Origin of the sequence: Hymenobacter sp. 5516J-16 (assembly GCF_022919335.1) — a bacterium.
In the GTDB taxonomy this organism is placed as follows: Bacteria; Bacteroidota; Bacteroidia; order Cytophagales; family Hymenobacteraceae; genus Hymenobacter; species Hymenobacter sublimis.
The window spans coordinates 2,945,887-2,960,371 of record NZ_CP095058.1 but is presented as its reverse complement, the minus strand read 5'-3'; the positions used below and the strand labels follow the sequence as shown (position 1 = coordinate 2,960,371).

19 protein-coding genes and 1 pseudogene are annotated in these 14,485 nt (G+C 59.8%); 4 read left to right on the top strand and 16 right to left on the bottom strand.

Features of this window, described 5'->3' with window-relative positions:
- Positions 1-135: 135 nt before the first annotated feature.
- The 6 genes from MUN84_RS14695 to MUN84_RS14670 form a co-directional block, all read right to left on the bottom strand.
- Positions 136-348: a hypothetical protein gene (locus MUN84_RS14695; protein WP_244694757.1), complete on the bottom strand. Its 213-nt coding sequence runs from the start codon at positions 346-348 to the stop codon at positions 136-138.
- Positions 345-647, bottom strand: coding sequence for a hypothetical protein (locus MUN84_RS14690; RefSeq protein WP_244694756.1), 303 nt, complete (start codon positions 645-647; stop codon positions 345-347). Before MUN84_RS14690 ends, MUN84_RS14695 begins: the two co-directional genes overlap by 4 nt.
- 20 nt (positions 648-667) lie before the next feature.
- A complete protein-coding gene (mreC, locus tag MUN84_RS14685; protein ID WP_244694755.1) occupies positions 668-1,075 on the bottom strand; it encodes a rod shape-determining protein MreC in 408 nt (135 codons plus the stop codon).
- A gap of 26 nt (positions 1,076-1,101) precedes the next feature.
- Positions 1,102-1,269, bottom strand: a complete 168-nt coding sequence (locus MUN84_RS14680) for a hypothetical protein (RefSeq protein ID WP_244694754.1) — start codon at positions 1,267-1,269, stop codon at positions 1,102-1,104.
- A 65-nt stretch (positions 1,270-1,334) separates the two neighbouring features.
- Positions 1,335-1,592, bottom strand: coding sequence for a hypothetical protein (locus tag MUN84_RS14675; protein WP_244694753.1), 258 nt, complete (start codon positions 1,590-1,592; stop codon positions 1,335-1,337).
- A gap of 90 nt (positions 1,593-1,682) precedes the next feature.
- On the bottom strand, positions 1,683-2,708 hold the full coding sequence (locus MUN84_RS14670) for a rod shape-determining protein (protein WP_188559408.1): 1,026 nt from the start codon (positions 2,706-2,708) through the stop codon (positions 1,683-1,685).
- 480 nt (positions 2,709-3,188) lie between these two features.
- Here MUN84_RS14670 and MUN84_RS14665 point away from each other — a divergent pair, with 480 nt between their 5' ends.
- The gene (locus MUN84_RS14665; protein WP_244694752.1) at positions 3,189-4,355 is read left to right on the top strand and encodes a PAS domain S-box protein; all 1,167 of its coding nucleotides are present in this window, start codon (positions 3,189-3,191) and stop codon (positions 4,353-4,355) included.
- 101 nt (positions 4,356-4,456) lie between these two features.
- Here the strand turns inward: MUN84_RS14665 and purH are convergent.
- Positions 4,457-5,991, bottom strand: a pseudogene (purH, locus tag MUN84_RS14660) (bifunctional phosphoribosylaminoimidazolecarboxamide formyltransferase/IMP cyclohydrolase).
- A gap of 648 nt (positions 5,992-6,639) precedes the next feature.
- On the opposite strand from purH, the gene MUN84_RS14655 reads away from it, so the two are divergent.
- The 3 genes from MUN84_RS14655 to MUN84_RS14645 all read left to right on the top strand — a co-directional run bounded on the left by MUN84_RS14655 (position 6,640) and on the right by MUN84_RS14645 (position 9,077).
- A complete protein-coding gene (locus tag MUN84_RS14655) occupies positions 6,640-7,596 on the top strand; it encodes an acyl-CoA dehydrogenase family protein (protein WP_244694751.1) in 957 nt (318 codons plus the stop codon).
- A gap of 79 nt (positions 7,597-7,675) precedes the next feature.
- Positions 7,676-8,428 (top strand): PIG-L deacetylase family protein, encoded by a 753-nt coding sequence (locus MUN84_RS14650; protein WP_244694750.1) that lies wholly within the window; start codon positions 7,676-7,678, stop codon positions 8,426-8,428.
- 37 nt (positions 8,429-8,465) lie between these two features.
- Complete coding sequence (locus tag MUN84_RS14645; RefSeq protein ID WP_244694749.1) at positions 8,466-9,077, top strand: class I SAM-dependent DNA methyltransferase; 612 nt, start codon at positions 8,466-8,468, stop codon at positions 9,075-9,077.
- A 3-nt stretch (positions 9,078-9,080) separates the two neighbouring features.
- Here MUN84_RS14645 and MUN84_RS14640 read toward each other — a convergent pair whose 3' ends face one another.
- The 9 genes from MUN84_RS14640 to MUN84_RS14605 form a co-directional block, all read right to left on the bottom strand.
- A complete protein-coding gene (locus MUN84_RS14640; protein WP_244694747.1) occupies positions 9,081-10,352 on the bottom strand; it encodes a glycosyltransferase in 1,272 nt (423 codons plus the stop codon).
- Between the two features lie 101 nt (positions 10,353-10,453).
- The gene (locus MUN84_RS14635) at positions 10,454-10,630 is read right to left on the bottom strand and encodes a hypothetical protein (RefSeq protein ID WP_244694746.1); all 177 of its coding nucleotides are present in this window, start codon (positions 10,628-10,630) and stop codon (positions 10,454-10,456) included.
- Positions 10,582-11,712: a BamA/TamA family outer membrane protein gene (locus tag MUN84_RS14630; protein WP_244694744.1), complete on the bottom strand. Its 1,131-nt coding sequence runs from the start codon at positions 11,710-11,712 to the stop codon at positions 10,582-10,584. Before MUN84_RS14630 ends, MUN84_RS14635 begins: the two co-directional genes overlap by 49 nt.
- Positions 11,713-11,892: 180 nt before the next feature.
- A complete protein-coding gene (locus tag MUN84_RS14625) occupies positions 11,893-12,804 on the bottom strand; it encodes a geranylgeranylglycerol-phosphate geranylgeranyltransferase (RefSeq protein ID WP_244694743.1) in 912 nt (303 codons plus the stop codon).
- Between the two features lie 143 nt (positions 12,805-12,947).
- Positions 12,948-13,142, bottom strand: a complete 195-nt coding sequence (locus tag MUN84_RS14620; RefSeq protein WP_125421751.1) for a cold-shock protein — start codon at positions 13,140-13,142, stop codon at positions 12,948-12,950.
- 109 nt (positions 13,143-13,251) lie between these two features.
- The gene (locus tag MUN84_RS14615) at positions 13,252-13,614 is read right to left on the bottom strand and encodes a 3-deoxy-D-manno-octulosonate 8-phosphate phosphatase (protein ID WP_317238950.1); all 363 of its coding nucleotides are present in this window, start codon (positions 13,612-13,614) and stop codon (positions 13,252-13,254) included.
- Entirely contained in the window at positions 13,575-13,757 is a 183-nt protein-coding gene (locus MUN84_RS23910) for a hypothetical protein (RefSeq protein ID WP_317238949.1), read from the bottom strand. The genes MUN84_RS14615 and MUN84_RS23910 overlap by 40 nt, the downstream gene beginning before the upstream one ends.
- Before the next feature lie 54 nt (positions 13,758-13,811).
- Positions 13,812-14,048, bottom strand: coding sequence for a Fe-S cluster assembly protein IscX (iscX, locus tag MUN84_RS14610; protein ID WP_125440131.1), 237 nt, complete (start codon positions 14,046-14,048; stop codon positions 13,812-13,814).
- 94 nt (positions 14,049-14,142) lie between these two features.
- The gene (locus tag MUN84_RS14605; protein ID WP_244694742.1) at positions 14,143-14,472 is read right to left on the bottom strand and encodes a 2Fe-2S iron-sulfur cluster-binding protein; all 330 of its coding nucleotides are present in this window, start codon (positions 14,470-14,472) and stop codon (positions 14,143-14,145) included.
- Positions 14,473-14,485: the final 13 nt, after the last annotated feature.

Sequence of the window (14,485 nt, the reverse complement as noted above, 5' to 3'; positions counted from 1 at the left end):
GTTCCGGCTTCCGCGCCGGATTTACAAAGATACGACGCAGTGAAATAGTGAGATAGTGAAATGGTGAGTTGATGTTCGGCCGGCGCGGTTTCGAGCCAGCCAAACATCAACTCACCATTTCACTATCTCACTATTTCACCTGTTCCGGCGGCGGGTGGGGAAGAATACTAGCTGGATGATCAGCAGCGTAAGGCCGGTATAGAGGGTGCTGACTACAATTTTTGCCAGCGTGATACCCGGCACTTGGAAGGAGCCGAGCTCCAGCAGGAAGAAAGCCGCGTGGTGCATGGCCGTTAGCATGGCCAGGTACACCACCATCCACTGCCAGCCCATCTGGTGAATGTTCACTGAATCCTGGGTATCGTAGCCGTCGCGGGGGTGAGCAGGCGCAGCACCCAGGGCCGCAGGTACATCAGCAGCACGGCCGCGGCGGCGTGCACCCCACCGGTATCAAAGAAGATGTCCAGCGTAACACCCGTAATGAAGCCCAGCAGTAGCTGCACCACAATAGGGGTAGCAATGGGTAGGAATAGCAAGAAACCCAGGTAAATAAAGCACCAGCCCAGGTTAAACAGCACGAAATCAGTGCCACTGATCAGGAGCACGTACAGGGCAATATAGCCCACGCCGCGCAGCAACTGCCACACAATACCTAGTACACCTCCCCTCATGGCTTCACCTCCCCTTCCGGCAACACGCCTGCCCGCGCCTCCACCGTGTCGCGTTCTACTTTGGGCCGGCTCGTGACTAAGTACACATAAATCAGACGCGAAAAATCCACGGCCAGCTTCACCCGTACCGTCCAGAAGTTTTTGTCTGGTTCCTTCACAAACGAGTCGATGGTGCCAATGAGCACGCCCTCGGGAAACACGGCATTGTAGCCCGATGTCACCACGGTGTCGCCGCGCACAAGCTTGTTTTGGCGGGGCACTTCATCGAGCAGCACGTGGGTAGGATCTTCGCCCAGCCAGCGGATGGTGCCAATGGTACCGTCGCGCTGAATACGGGCGGAAATGCGCGTTTTGGAGTGCAGCACGGACGTAATGGTGGTGTAATGCTCGGAGGCAACCTTCACGCGGCCTACTACCCCGGCCGCCGATACTACCCCATGCCTTCTTTCACCCCGTCCGCGGTACCTACGTTCAGGGTCAGGTAGTTATCAACCCGGCGCAGGGTACCGCTTACTACCCGGGCGGGCAGCAAGGGGTAGTCGGGGTCGTGGGCGGGTAGCTGGCGCAACCCCAGCAGCAGGGAATCGGGGCGGCCCACCTGGGCCAGCCGCGCCTGGGTTAGGCTGTCTTTGCTGACGGGCAGCGAATCGGCCTGGCGGGCACTCAGGTCGGGCGGTAGAGCTGCTGCCGCAGCTGGGCGTTTTCCTTCATCAAGCCCTTGTTCACCTCAATCAGCCGAAAATAGTCCTGCACCTGAGTACGCCAGTCCAATACCTGCCCGATGTAGGCATTCGAGGAGTTAAAAAACGCCGCCCGCTGGTAGGTGCTATTGCGAATTAGTAGGTATAAGCTCGCCACCTCCAGCACCGCAAACACGAGGATACCCCGGTAGCGAAACAGAAAGGAGAGGAGATTATTCATGGAAGGAGAAAATGAGGAATGAAGAATGAGGAATGAGCAGTCGGAAATTCCGGCCAATGCTCATTCCTCATTCTTCATTCCTCATTACAATTACGTCAGCAGGACGCTGCGGAAGGCGGGAATATTCTTGATGGCGGCGCCGGTACCCCGTACCACGGCGCGCAAGGGGTCCTCGGCAATGTGAATAGGCAGCTTGGTTTTGGCCGCTAGGCGCTTGTCGAGGCCGCGCAACAGGGCCCCGCCGCCGGTCAGGTGAATGCCGTTCTCGTAGATGTCGGCTGAGAGTTCGGGCGGGCTGATTTCCAGGGCCTTCAGTACGGCTTCCTCAATTTTGGCCACCGACTTATCCAGGGCAATGGCAATTTCCGAGGACGTCACCTTGATTACTTTCGGAATGCCCGTCATTAGGTCGCGGCCGCGCACTTCAAAGTCGGCGGGGGTTACTTCCAGCTCCGTGAGGGCGGCGCCTACTTCAATTTTGATGCGCTCGGCGGAACGCTCTCCAATCAGTAGGTTGTGCTGGCGGCGCATGTAGTCCAGAATATCCTGGTTGAACACGTCACCGGCCGTTTTGATAGACTGGTCGCAGACAATACCCGACAGGGCAATTACCGCAATTTCAGTGGTGCCTCCTCCAATATCGATGATCATGGAGCCTACGGGCTGCTCTACATCAATACCAATGCCGATGGCGGCGGCCATGGGCTCCTGAATCATCCAGACTTCCTTGGCCCCGGCGTGCTCAGCAGAGTCGCGCACGGCGCGTTTTTCTACTTCCGTAATGCCCGACGGGATGCAGATGACCATCCGGTGCGAGGGCTGAAACAGCCGCGTCCGGGTATCAATCATCTTGATCATGCCCTTAATCATCTCCTCAGCGGCGTGGAAATCGGCAATTACGCCGTCCTTTAGGGGCCGAATGGTTTTGATGTTGTCGTGGGTTTTTTCGTGCATCTGCTGCGCCTGCCGCCCCACGGCAATTACCTTGTTGGTCGTACGGTCTTTGGCAATGATGCTCGGCTCATCCACCACGATTTTATCGTTGTGAATGATGAGGGTGTTGGCCGTGCCCAGGTCAATGGCAATGTCGCTGGTCAGAAAATTAAAGAAACCCATCGAGTAACGGCAAGTAAATGAGAACGGGCTGGTTGCGCCCGTCAAAAGTGGGGGCAAAAGTAAGCAAGTTTCAGCGAAGCCCGATGCCCCTTCCCTGGGTTGGGCAAATCAGCAAGCGGCACAGCACCCCGCAGGGCAGGCCTAACGTACACAGGGCTAGCCTTCGTACAGTTGCTGCTAAATTCTGCCTACCTCAGCGCTGTTTTATTATCTGATTTATTCTATATTATAAAGAAGTTTCAACGCGCCGCTTTCCCGAATCTCGTTGGCTTTGAGCCACTTGCTCCTGTCTCACCTGCTCCATCCTCTCCGCCAGCCACAACTTGCCCAACTACGCACCCGTGGTCTGCCCCTCTAGTTTATGCGTCGCACTACCTCCTCTCCCCCGGCCAGTCTTTTGCCCGCCGCTGCCCCGGCTACTGCTTCCGCCCCCACGAGGGGCTGCTGTCGTATGCGGCGCTGGCGGAGCGCTATGAGCAGTTGCGGCACACCTGCGCCGAAGCGGAGGCGGCCCAGGCGCACTACCGAAGATTATACGAACAGGCGCCAGTAGCCTACTGTACTCTCAGTGCCGACGGCTCCATTGTGGAGCTTAACTACCAGGCCGGCGTGCTGCTCGACCAGGACCCGAGCCAATTAACGGGAATTGCCTTTGCTACCCTGGTGGAACCGATTCAGCGCTGGGACTTTCTGTACTTGTTTGGGCAGTTGCTGGCAACTAGCCTACCACAAAGCGAGGTAGTGACGTTGCGCACGGCCACCGGCAAGGCCCTGACGGTGCAGCTGGAGAGTACGCTGCTTACTTCTGCGGCGGGCAAGCAGCAGTGTTTGCTGGCCTTACTTGATGTTACGGAGGCGCGGCAGGTAGCTCTGGTGCTGGCCGCCAGCGAACAGAAATTTCGGCGCTTGTTCGAGCAGAGCACCGATGCCGTGGCCCTAATGCAGAACGAGCAGTTTGTAGACTGCAACGCGGCCGTGCTGCAACTACTCGGCGCCACGGATAAAAATCAGATTCTGGGCCACTACCCTTGGGACCTGGCCCCGGAGGAACAGCGGCCCGGCTTGCGCTCGGCTACCTATTTCCGGGAATCCGTAACGGCAGCCCTGAAATCGGGTTCCAAGCGCTGCGAAGGCGTGCTATGCCGACTATCCGGGGAGTACATGTGGGTAGAAGCCGTACTCACGCCCATCAAGACGGAAGGAGAACTGCTGCTGCACGTGTTGTGGCGGGACATTACCACCGAAAAGCGCGGGCAGCAGCAGCGCCACGAGTGCGAAGCGCAGTTGCAATTGGTGCTGGACGCCACCACCACCGGCCTGTGGTGGTGGGACGTTATAACCAACCAGTTTCACTGCAACGCGCACGCGCGGGCCTGCTTCGGCTGGCCGGCCACGGAAGCAGAAACGCTAACCCTGGACCTACTGCTGACGGCTATTCATCCCGACGACTGCGCTACCTTTCAGGCAGCATTGGAGCAGGCCACCCAACACGGCGACCTGCCCGCTCACTCCTTGCGCGCCCTCTGGCCCGATGGCACCATGCACCCCGCCGTGCTAAGTGGCAAGCTCATTACCAATGAGTTTTATCAGCCCCAGCGCATTCAGGGCGTGGTGTATACGCCGTGTGCGCAGGTGCTGGAACAGTAAACCCGCCACGAATCAGCCGCCGGTAGCTACCATCCGTTTTGCGGGGTAACTACCGGCGGCTGATTCGTGGCGGGCCGGGAAGATCCGTTTGCGCGGGAGAATTAGTGTTTGAAGTGCCGCACGCCCGTCAGTACCATGGCCATGCCGAGTTGGTTGGCGGCCGCAATGCTGTCCTGGTCTTTGATGGAGCCGCCGGGCTGCACCACAGCTCGGATGCCAGCCTCGCCAGCAATTTCCACGCAGTCGGGGAAGGGAAAAAAGGCGTCGGAGGCCATAACCGCTCCCTGCAGATCAAAGCCGAAGGCGCGCGCCTTATCAATGGCCTGGCACAGGGCATCTACCCGCGAGGTTTGACCAACCCCGGAGGCGAGCAACTGCCCAGCGCGGGCCAGCACAATGGTGTTGCTTTTGGTATGCTTGCAGATTTTGAGGGCAAACTCCAGCGCCGCTACCTCCTGGGCCGTCGGTGCTGATTCCGTAACGGTCCGGAACTCGTGGGCTCCTTCTACTACTTGGTCGAAATCTTGCTCAATAATGCCATTAAGCAATGTTTTCACTTGCTTAGCGGGAAATGCAACGGGCTTCTGGCGCAGCAGAATGCGGTTCTTCTTGCTTTGCAGAATGGGTAGCGCGTTGGGGGCAAACTCGGGCGCAATCAGCACCTCGAAGAACAGCTTGTTCAGCTCCTCGGCAGTAGCAGCATCCACGGGCTTGTTCACGATAAGTACGCCCCGAAGGCCGATACCGGGTCGCAGGCCAGGGCGTTGAGGTAGGCCTCGCGCAGGGTTTCGGCCTGGGCTACTCCGCAGGCGTTGGTGTGCTTAAGGATGGCGCAGGCGGCGGGGCCCTCCGCCTGGAATTCCTGCATGAGCAGCACGGCCGCGTCTACGTCCACGAGGTTGTTGTAGCTGAGTTGCTTGCCGTGGAGCTGGTCGAACAGGGCCGTTAGGTCGCCGTAGAAGGTGCCGGCTTGGTGAGGGTTTTCGCCGTAGCGCAACGGGGTAGCCGGCTTTTCGCTGAGCTTAAGGCTGGCTCCGCTAAGCTCCGTGCCTTGGGCCATGTAGCGGAAAATCTGGGTATCGTAGTGCGAGGTAGCCTCGAAGGCGGCGGCGGCGTAATGGCGGCGGTCCTCCAGGTCGGTGGCGCAGCCTTTCGCCTGCAGCAGCTCGGTTACGGCCGCGTACTGGTCGCGGCTGCTGACTACCAGCACGTCGCGGAAGTTTTTGGCGGCGGCCCGCAGCAACGAGATGCCGCCGATATCAATTTTCTCAATTACTTCCTGCTCGGCGGCTCCGCTGGCGACGGTTTCCTCGAAGGGGTAGAGGTCCACAATCACTAAGTCGATGGGCGGAATTTGGTGCTGCTCGGCCTCCTGCAAGTCGCTGGCTTCGTGGCGGCGGTGCAGAATGCCCCCGAATACTTTCGGGTGCAGGGTTTTCACGCGCCCCCCAAACACGGCCGGGAACCCCGTCAGGCTCTCCACGGCCGTAACTGGCGCGCCCTGCTCCTCAATAAACTGCTGGGTGCCCCCCGTTGAATATATGGTCACGCCGTGCTCTTTCAGCAGCGCTACCAAGGGCTCCAGGCGGTCTTTATAATAGACGGAAACAAGGGCGGAACGAATAGGCTGCGACATGACAAGCTAAGAGTTGGTGAAGAAGTGAAACGCGCCGCGAAGGTAGGCACGCCCCTGCAGAGGGAGGTTACGGAATTGTTACGGGCGGGGCGGCTATTGTATTCAAGCCCGGAAAGGGTAGCGGGCAGGGAAGCCTGTAGCAGGTACGCTACGCTTAGTATTTCAGTACGAAGGGCAGCCAATGACCCGCACCCGGCCCGCACGCAACCAGCAGCACGTTGTATCCCCCAGTTAATATTCTGTAAATCAAATTAGTAACAATAACATGGGCTAATTGCTAACCACTGTATTTCGGCAGATTTCCTGGCTTTTCTAGCTGCCTGAGCCAGACAAGGTGGAGGCGTTTTTTACCTACTGACAACAAAACGCAAACTCAACAATTATAGTAGGTAGAGCTCAACTGTATCCGTAAGTGCCATTTTATGCCTACCTCAACTCTAGCCGCCTCGCCTAAACAACGGCAGCAAACGCCGGTAACTGCGGAAGCGGCTGCACTGGCCCTTGCCCGCGCCTTTTTCAGCAGGCTCCTTACTCTGACTATGAAGGCGGATTCCCGACGGAGGAGTTTGAATGGTTGCGTGAGGCCGGCCTGCTGGCGGCCCCCTGGCTACCACCCTGGGCGGGAGCGACCTGGGCGAGCCGGAGCAGGTGTACGCCCTGCTGAGCACCCTGCGTCACATTGGGCGGGGCAACCTGGCGGTGGGCCGCCTCTACGAAGGACACGTAAATGCCCTGCAGCTTTTCCAGCGTTTTGGCCGGCCCGACCAGATCAGCCACTGGGCCGCCGATGCGCTGGCCGGGCACTTGTTTGGCGTGTGGAATACGGAGGCGGAGGATGGAGTTCGGCTGGAGCCCTTACCCAATGGCCGGTTTCGCCTGCAGGGTAGCAAAACGTTTGGCTCGGGGGCCGGACACGTTACCCGCCCCCTGCTCACGGGCACCCTGCCGGATGGCGGCTGGCAAATGCTGATTCTCCCACTTGACTTGCAGCAGCCCGAGTACAACGCCAGCTTCTGGCAGCCCCTGGGGATGCGCGCTTCGGCTAGTTTCCAGGTGAACCTGAGCGGCCTGGAAATTGAGGCCACCGATTTGCTGGGCAAGCCCGGCGACTATTACCAGCAGCCGTGGTTTAGCGGCGGGGCCATCCGGTTTGCCGCCGTGCAGGTGGGCGGAGCGGAAGCTATTTTCGACGAGACAACCCGGTTTCTACGTGCGGTAGGCCGAACCGATGACCCCTACCAACGCCAGCGCCTCGGCGAAATGAGTATGCTCATTGCCACGGGCCAACACTGGCTGCGGGCGGCGGCCGAGTTTGTGAAGCGCCCAGGAGCCGCCACCAGCCCTACTCTGCCCAGCTACGCCGAAGCCACCGTGGCCCACGCCAACCTCATGCGCTCCGTGGTGGAAGACCTTTGCCTGCGCTTGCTAGCCCTGGCCGAGCGTTGCGTAGGAGCCCGCGGCCTGCTCCGGCCCGAGCCTTTCGAGCGCCTCCACCGCGACCTGACCCACTACTTGCGCCAACCCGCCCCGATGCGGCCCTGGCCGACGCGGGCCGGTACGCCCTGGCCCACGACATACCCGCTCACCGGCTCTGGACGTAGGTAGGTAAGCCACCCGTTGCGTACTGACACCCGTACAGCTTCCTTCTACTTGCCCGTGGGTCGGCCCTTCTTCTGCTTCTCTCTTGACTGCTACTACCGCTTCTCCCTTCTCTTCCTATCCCATCCGGCCGGCGGCTACGGCTGCCGCACTCGGGCCCACGGTGATAGTAGCGCCCCACCCCGACGATGAATCCTTGGGCTGCGGTGGGCTGCTGGCCTTGCTACGGGAGGCGGGGCAGCCCGTGTGGTGCGTGCTGGTCAGCGACGGCACCATGTCGCACCCGAATTCGCAGGCATTCCCGCCCGCGGCCCGGCAGGCCTTGCGCGAGCAGGAACTGCGCGATGCCCTGAGCATTCTGGGGGTGGAACCTACCGCCCTGCTCACGTTGCAGTTGCCCGACAGCCAAGTGCCGCTGCCGGATACCCCCGCCGGCTTTGCGGCTGTACAGCAGCTGCAGGAGTTTCTGCGGGAGCACCAGCCAGCCACTCTACTAGTACCCTGGCGCCGCGACCCCCACCCCGACCACCGAGCTACCAGTCAGCTAGTAGCCGCCGCGCTGGCAGGCCTACCGGCGGCTCCGCAGCGGCTGGAATACGTGGTGTGGGCCTGGGAACGAGCAACGCCCGCCGAGTGGCCCCACCCCGAGGAAGTGGTTGGCTGGCAGCTCGACATCCGCTCCGTGCTTGAGCAAAAGCAGCGGGCCATTGCTGCTCACCGCTCCCAGCTGCCCGGCTCCCCCATTCACGACGACCCAACGGGCTTCACGCTGGCGCCTTCCATGCTTGCCCACTTCCAGGCTCCCACGGAAGTATATCTGGAGGCCCCACACCCGTAGGGCGCCGCTTTTTGGGTGCTACCTTTTACCCTACCACATGCTTCCTAATCCAAACCAACCCCACACCCTTCCGCCCGATTATTTTGCCGACGTGTACCGCGCCAACGCCGATCCGTGGCATTTCGAAACCAGTCCGTACGAGCGAGAAAAATATGCCACAACCCTGGCCGCCTTGCCTCGCACGCACTACCAGCGCGCCTTTGAAATAGGCTGCTCCCTGGGCGTACTCACGGAGCAGTTGGCTGCTCGCTGTGGTCATTTATTAGCGGTTGATGTGGCCGAAGCGCCGCTGGCCCGGGCCCGACAGCGTTGCGCCCACCTGCCCCAGGTAGAATTTCAGCGCCTGCGGGTGCCCGAAGAATTCCCCGCTGGCGCCACCTTCGACCTCATTGTGCTGTCGGAGGTAGGGTATTACTGGAGCCCTGCTGACCTGGAGCGGGCAGCCGCGCAGTTGCTAGCTTCCCTCACAGCGGACGGACAGCTGCTGCTGGTTCACTGGACCCCACCGGTCCACGACTACCCTCTCACGGGTGACGATGTACACGAGTTTTTCTTGCAAGCAGCCCAGCCCAACTGCCCCTTGCGACACGTAGCAGCCCAACGGCACGAACAGTACCGCCTCGACTTACTGGAGGTGACGAAGAGGTAGGCGCTACGTACAAAGCCGGCCCGCCACCGCCGCCGACGGGCGGCTATCTAGAGCGGCTACTTGCTCCCGTAGCATTCGAATGGCCACTGACAGAGGAACGGCCGGCCAGCGCCTGGTGGTGTGCACTAGAAACCGGCCCCTTATTTTTTCCCACAGCTGCCCGAAGCTGCTGGCTCGGGCTAGCTCCCGGCGTAGGGCGGCACGGCTCAGCCCAGCTGCCGCCGGCCACGAAGGCAATGGCAGCAGAGCGCCGGACGTGGCAGCGGAACTATACTGTTGCCACGTCTGGCGAAGCTGCGCGCGAAGCTGCCACTCCGCTAGCAAGCGTTGGGGGTTATCAACTAAAGGCTCGCGCTGCGTTTGTTGCAACTCGGCCCACTGCCGCAGCTGCCACGACAGTCCCACGGCCACCCGCCCCTGCTGCCGGCCTGAGGTGAATACCTTTACGGTAGGGCTGTGGCGCACCCGCAAGTCGTGGCGAACCAAGCTTTGCACCAGGGCCTCATCCTCTAGGTAGGGCACCACCGGCAGGCCTCCCACGTGGCGGTAAGCCCGCGCCGTTAAGGCCAGGTTGGCTCCAAAGTGCTGGTGGTGGCGCGGCCAGGGGTCGTAGGGCGTGGGGTCCAGGTGATCTTCCAGACGGGCCCGCAGCAGGTAGTAAGCGGCGTCGCGCAGTTGGCAGCGGCGCACTGGGCAAGTGGGGTCGGCGTTGTCCATCAGAATGCGCCCTCCTACCGCATCAACCCCAGTAGCTAGCTCCGCCGCAATGGATATTAGCCAGGTAGGCGATACGCGCGTATCGGCATCGGTACTGGCAATGAAGGCCCGCGGGTGCCCTCCCTGCTCTAGCCGGCGGCAGGCTTCATCCATGAGCAGGCGCCGGGCCTGCCCCACGTGGGCCTGCGCCTTGGGCAGTTTTATTTCGGCCACGTGCAGGCGCAGCCGCGGGTGCCGCGCGGCAAATTCGCGCACTACCCGCGCTGTCTGGTCGAGGCAATTATTAGCCAGCACCAGCACTTCAAAACTGTGGGGCAGCAAGACTTGCCCGTGCAGATCCGTTTGAGCGGCTAAGGCAGCTAGAGTGGCCGGCAGGTTTGTGGCTTCATCCTTAGCCGGGATGATTACGCTAGCCTGCACACCCCGGGCGGGCGGGGGTAGGGAGTGCCACATTGCTCGGGTATCAACTTCCCGAAACGAACCGGTCTGGCTGGCTTGCCCCGGTTTTTTGCTCGTGGGAACAACGCGTACGGCTGTTTTGGGAGGAAGTGGGGCCATGATTAAAGAAGACGCCTCCGGCCGGAACCAACCAGCGGCGCAGGAAATGACATCCTGCCTATGCCCACGGGCTGGCCCCGGCCGGAGGCGCGGGCAAAAAGTTAGAAGGCCTCGCCGACGGCGAAGATGATACCAGAGTTACCGCCCGAGCCCACACCATAATCCAGGCGGATGTTGAGCCGGTCGCGGCGGTTGAAGCGGAACCGGATGCCGCCGCCGCCGGCGTACTTCATGTCATCGAAGGTATAGTCGCCGAGGCGGGGTGCCACTTGGCCCACGGCCCGAACAAGGCCCCATCAAAGCGCCAAAACAGCTTCTGCCGAAGTTCGGCCTGGAACGTGGAGAACTGCCGGTCACGGAAGCGAGCTTCGTAAATCCCGCGCATCAGGTAGGCATTGTTATAGAGCGAACCGCCGAGGGTAGCGCCCATGCCGCCCAACTCGCGGAAGGGTACGCGACCCGTGTGGTACTGCCCCAGAAACTGCGCTGCCAGAATGCTGTTGTTGGAGCCAAAGAGCGGAATGAAATGGCGGGCATCCACCATGTAACGGGTAAACTTGTAGTCGCTACCCAGGCCACCGCCATTAAACAGCATGTGGGCATCCACGAAGCTGCCACGGTAGGTAGCCAGCACGTTGTCGCGCCCATCGTAGAGCAGGGCCGGACCGACTCCAGAGGTGGTGTAGCCGTTGCGCTCCTTAGAAGTTAGGGCGTAGTAGGGTGCCGTATTTCCTTCGTTGTCTTTGAGCTTTACTTCACCCAGGTTGGTGAACCGGTAGCGCACCCCCACGAACAGGTTCGGTACTACCTTAATCAAGGCTTTTTCGTCGAACACCCACAACGGATACTGAATGTGCGACTCGTTGCTCTTGCGGGTGTCGTTGCCGATGCCGTAGTAGTTGAACGCCAGATCATAGTAGCTCAGCTCGCCCGAGAAAAAGAACTTTTCCTCCTTGGTGAAGATGGTGTGAGTGAGCTGAACGGTAGTCTGCTTTTTCTGGGAAATCCAGGCAATCAGGCGGGCGTTGGATTTGCGCACCGTGGTATCGTCGCCGAAGCGCCACACCGGCAGAATAGCAGCGCCGCCAGCAAAGCCCGTTTCCTGCTGGTAAAAGGCAATCGGAACCGGAATAAAGCTAGGCTTATCGGGGTCGTCAGGGGTAAGCTTGATGGGCGCTACGGGTGCCAGGGCACGGTTCAGGCCCACCGGTGCGCCAACAGAAACTTCATCCTGTTCGGGTGCAGTTGGAGCCAAAGCAACCAAGGAAGCGGCTGAATCGGGGGTAGCGGCAACGGACTGCGCCTGGGCAGTGGAGGCGGCTAGCGTGCTGAGGGCTAGCAGCGGGTAGAGAAAGCGCATACGTGGATGGCTGGGGTCAAGAATAGGGTTCGGCAACCAACATATACCGGCTGTTAGCAGCGGTATGGGCTGGTTAGGCGGCCAGCCGTTATCGGTAAGAAAGCTAACGGAACAGTAGCCCCTGCGGTTGTCTTGGCCCTGAGCAGGTTACATGGCCCCTACTATTTTACGCGCCAACTCTTACTTGCTTATCACCATCATCGACAGCACGCCAGCCAGCATAATCCACTTACACCACGCGCTGAGGTGGGTGAAATCACGCTTGCGGTCCGCTCGTCGCAGCTTGTACCCTAGCCCAACCAGCGGTGCCAACACCAGCCCCAGCAGCCAGGTTGCTAGTAGAGACCGGTTGGAAACCACAGCATTATAGCTAGCTCCCAGCAAAAGCAAGCCTAGGCACCCCAGAAAAAAACTTACCACCCATTTCGTGCGGGCCACTCCCCACACGATGGGCAGCGTGCGGCAGTCGTGCTGGGCGTCGCCGCGCATATCCTCCACATCCTTGACAATCTCCCGCACTGTCGTGAGCAGAAAGGCCGCCAGCGCATAGGCCCACACGGCGCTAGTGCCCGTCCGGATTTGTAACTCGGGAAGAAGCACCAAGGCAGCCGTGAGCGTTGCAATGCTAATGTTACCAACCAGCGCTACCCGCTTGAACCGCACTGAATAGCCCCAGAGCAGCAGGGCCGAGCCCAAATTAACCAGGCCTAACAAGGGCGACAAGGCCCCGCTCACGACTACTCCCAGACCCGAAAGCAACACATGAGCCAGCATGGCGTGGCGGCGGTTTACTACCCGGCCCACCACCAACCGCCCGGGCCGGTTAATAGCGTCAATTTTGACGTCGTAGTAATCATTGATGATGTAGCCGGCGGCGCCTACACTCAGGGCGGCCAGTACGAGCAAGCCAAATGAGGGTGCCAGCACTTGCCGCCACGGCGCAGCGGGCAGCAGCAGGCAGGCGCGTACTAGCACCAGGCACAGCCCCATAATCAGGAGGTTGGGCAGGCGCACCAGGCGGGCCAGCTGCTGCCAGGTGCCCGGCTCCGGAGCCGATGACGGGCCCAGTAGGGCACGGAGAGCAGAACTCAAGGAAGCAGACATTCTTGGAAACCCAGCAACACCACAGGCCGGCGCGCAAAGATGCACTACCCCACGAAACCCACATAAGAAAGCCCCTCCCGAATTCGGAAGAGGCTTTCCAGGTATGCTAAAAAACCTAAGTAAACGTGCGTTTACAGTTTCTTCACATTTACCGCGTTAACGCCCTTACGGCCTTCCTGAGTGTCAAACTCTACGCGGTCATTCTGTTGGATCTGGCCCCCGTTAAGGCCGGTAATGTGGACGAAGAAATCTTCCTTCGTACCGTCTTCCGTAATGAAGCCGTAGCCCTTCGACTCATTATAGAATTTTACGGTTCCTGTTTTCATGTAAAAAAGAAAAAAAATAAGGTGAAAGATGGTTGGGGTAAATATAGAGGGATTTTAGAAAAGCACAACTCCACTCCCGTGAAGTGCAACTATTGCTATAAACATAAACTTACAGCCACATATTTTGGGCTTTGAGGACGGCTTCAATCAGCTCCCGCACGGCCCCGTGGCCACCGGGCCGGGCGGCGGTGTAATTGCTGATGGCGTGCACATCGACGGCAGCATCGGCGGGGCAAGCGGCCACGGCGCACCGGCGCATTACCTCCATGTCTGGTACGTCGTCACCCATATAGGCTATGTGGCTGGGGTCGAGACGGTAGGTGTTGATGTAATTGTTAAAGATTTTCATCTTGTCATCAACTCCCAGAAAGATGTCGCGCACATCCAGGGACTCCAGGCGCTTGCGGACTCCTTCCTCTTCCCGGCCCGAAATCACGGCAATCCGGTAGCCCTTGGCCAGGGCGTGGCGCACGGCAAACCCGTCGCGGATGTGGAAGGTCCGGGCCTGCTCCCCGAGTTTAGGGCCAGCAGGGTGCCGTCGGTAAACACCCCGTCCACATCGAAAATAAACGCCTTAATGGCCGATAAGTCGGGAGGGGTAGCAAGTGATGTCATACTAGCAAGAGGAAAGCAAAGAGGGGTATGCACGCCGCAGCGGCAGCGCGGCGGCTATTGGTTGTCGCGCCACTCGTATACCCACTTGGCCTGAATTTGCTCCAGGTGGCCTTCGGTGGCTTGTTCGCGGGTGCCCTCAAAGTTGGGCAAGCTCAGCACCCACTCCAGCAGCTCCGTGAAGCGAATACGGTAGATTTTGGCCTCGCTGAAGTCGTCGCCAAACTTCTCGTACAACGCCATGGCAATATCCTCATGGTCGCTCCACTTGATGGGGGGCTCGAAATGGTTCATCTAGAAAAGGGTGAAGAATGGGGAATAGACTGCAGGTGAAACTACCGGTAGGCGTAGCTCCCCCAGCCGCTTTCACTTACAGCCATCTTAAAACTTAGTGGCCTAAAAACTCCTGAGTCGGGATGAGGACTACTACATCCTGGTTGCCCTGCACTACGCATTGGCAGCCCAGGCGGGAATTGATGCGCGGGTTTACGGCCCGGTCAATAAAGTCTTCTTCTTTGTCCGAAATTTCGGGCAGGTCGTTTTCGCCCTGCAGAATATACACGTGGCAAGTGCTGCACCCGCACACCCCACCACAGTTGTGCTGGAGCTGAATATCGTTGTTGAGGGCTACGTCCAGTACCGATTCGCCTTGAGCGGCCACATGGGTCTGGTCGGGCTGGCCGTCCTGAAACTTAAAGGTGATGTTTACGGCTTTCACGGCGTAACGCTAG

Excerpts from the sequence above, each read along its gene's own strand:
- MUN84_RS14675 (WP_244694753.1), bottom strand. The coding sequence starts at position 1,592 with ATGAATAATCTCCTCTCCTTTCTGTTTCGCTACCGGGGTATCCTCGTG.
- MUN84_RS14670 (WP_188559408.1), bottom strand. The coding sequence starts at position 2,708 with ATGGGTTTCTTTAATTTTCTGACCAGCGACATTGCCATTGACCTGGGC.
- MUN84_RS14645 (WP_244694749.1), top strand. The coding sequence starts at position 8,466 with ATGCTTCCTAATCCAAACCAACCCCACACCCTTCCGCCCGATTATTTT.
- MUN84_RS14640 (WP_244694747.1), bottom strand. The coding sequence starts at position 10,352 with ATGGCCCCACTTCCTCCCAAAACAGCCGTACGCGTTGTTCCCACGAGC.
- MUN84_RS14630 (WP_244694744.1), bottom strand. The coding sequence starts at position 11,712 with ATGCGCTTTCTCTACCCGCTGCTAGCCCTCAGCACGCTAGCCGCCTCC.
- MUN84_RS14620 (WP_125421751.1), bottom strand. The coding sequence starts at position 13,142 with ATGAAAACAGGAACCGTAAAATTCTATAATGAGTCGAAGGGCTACGGC.
- MUN84_RS23910 (WP_317238949.1), bottom strand. The coding sequence starts at position 13,757 with ATGACATCACTTGCTACCCCTCCCGACTTATCGGCCATTAAGGCGTTT.
- iscX (WP_125440131.1), bottom strand. The coding sequence starts at position 14,048 with ATGAACCATTTCGAGCCCCCCATCAAGTGGAGCGACCATGAGGATATT.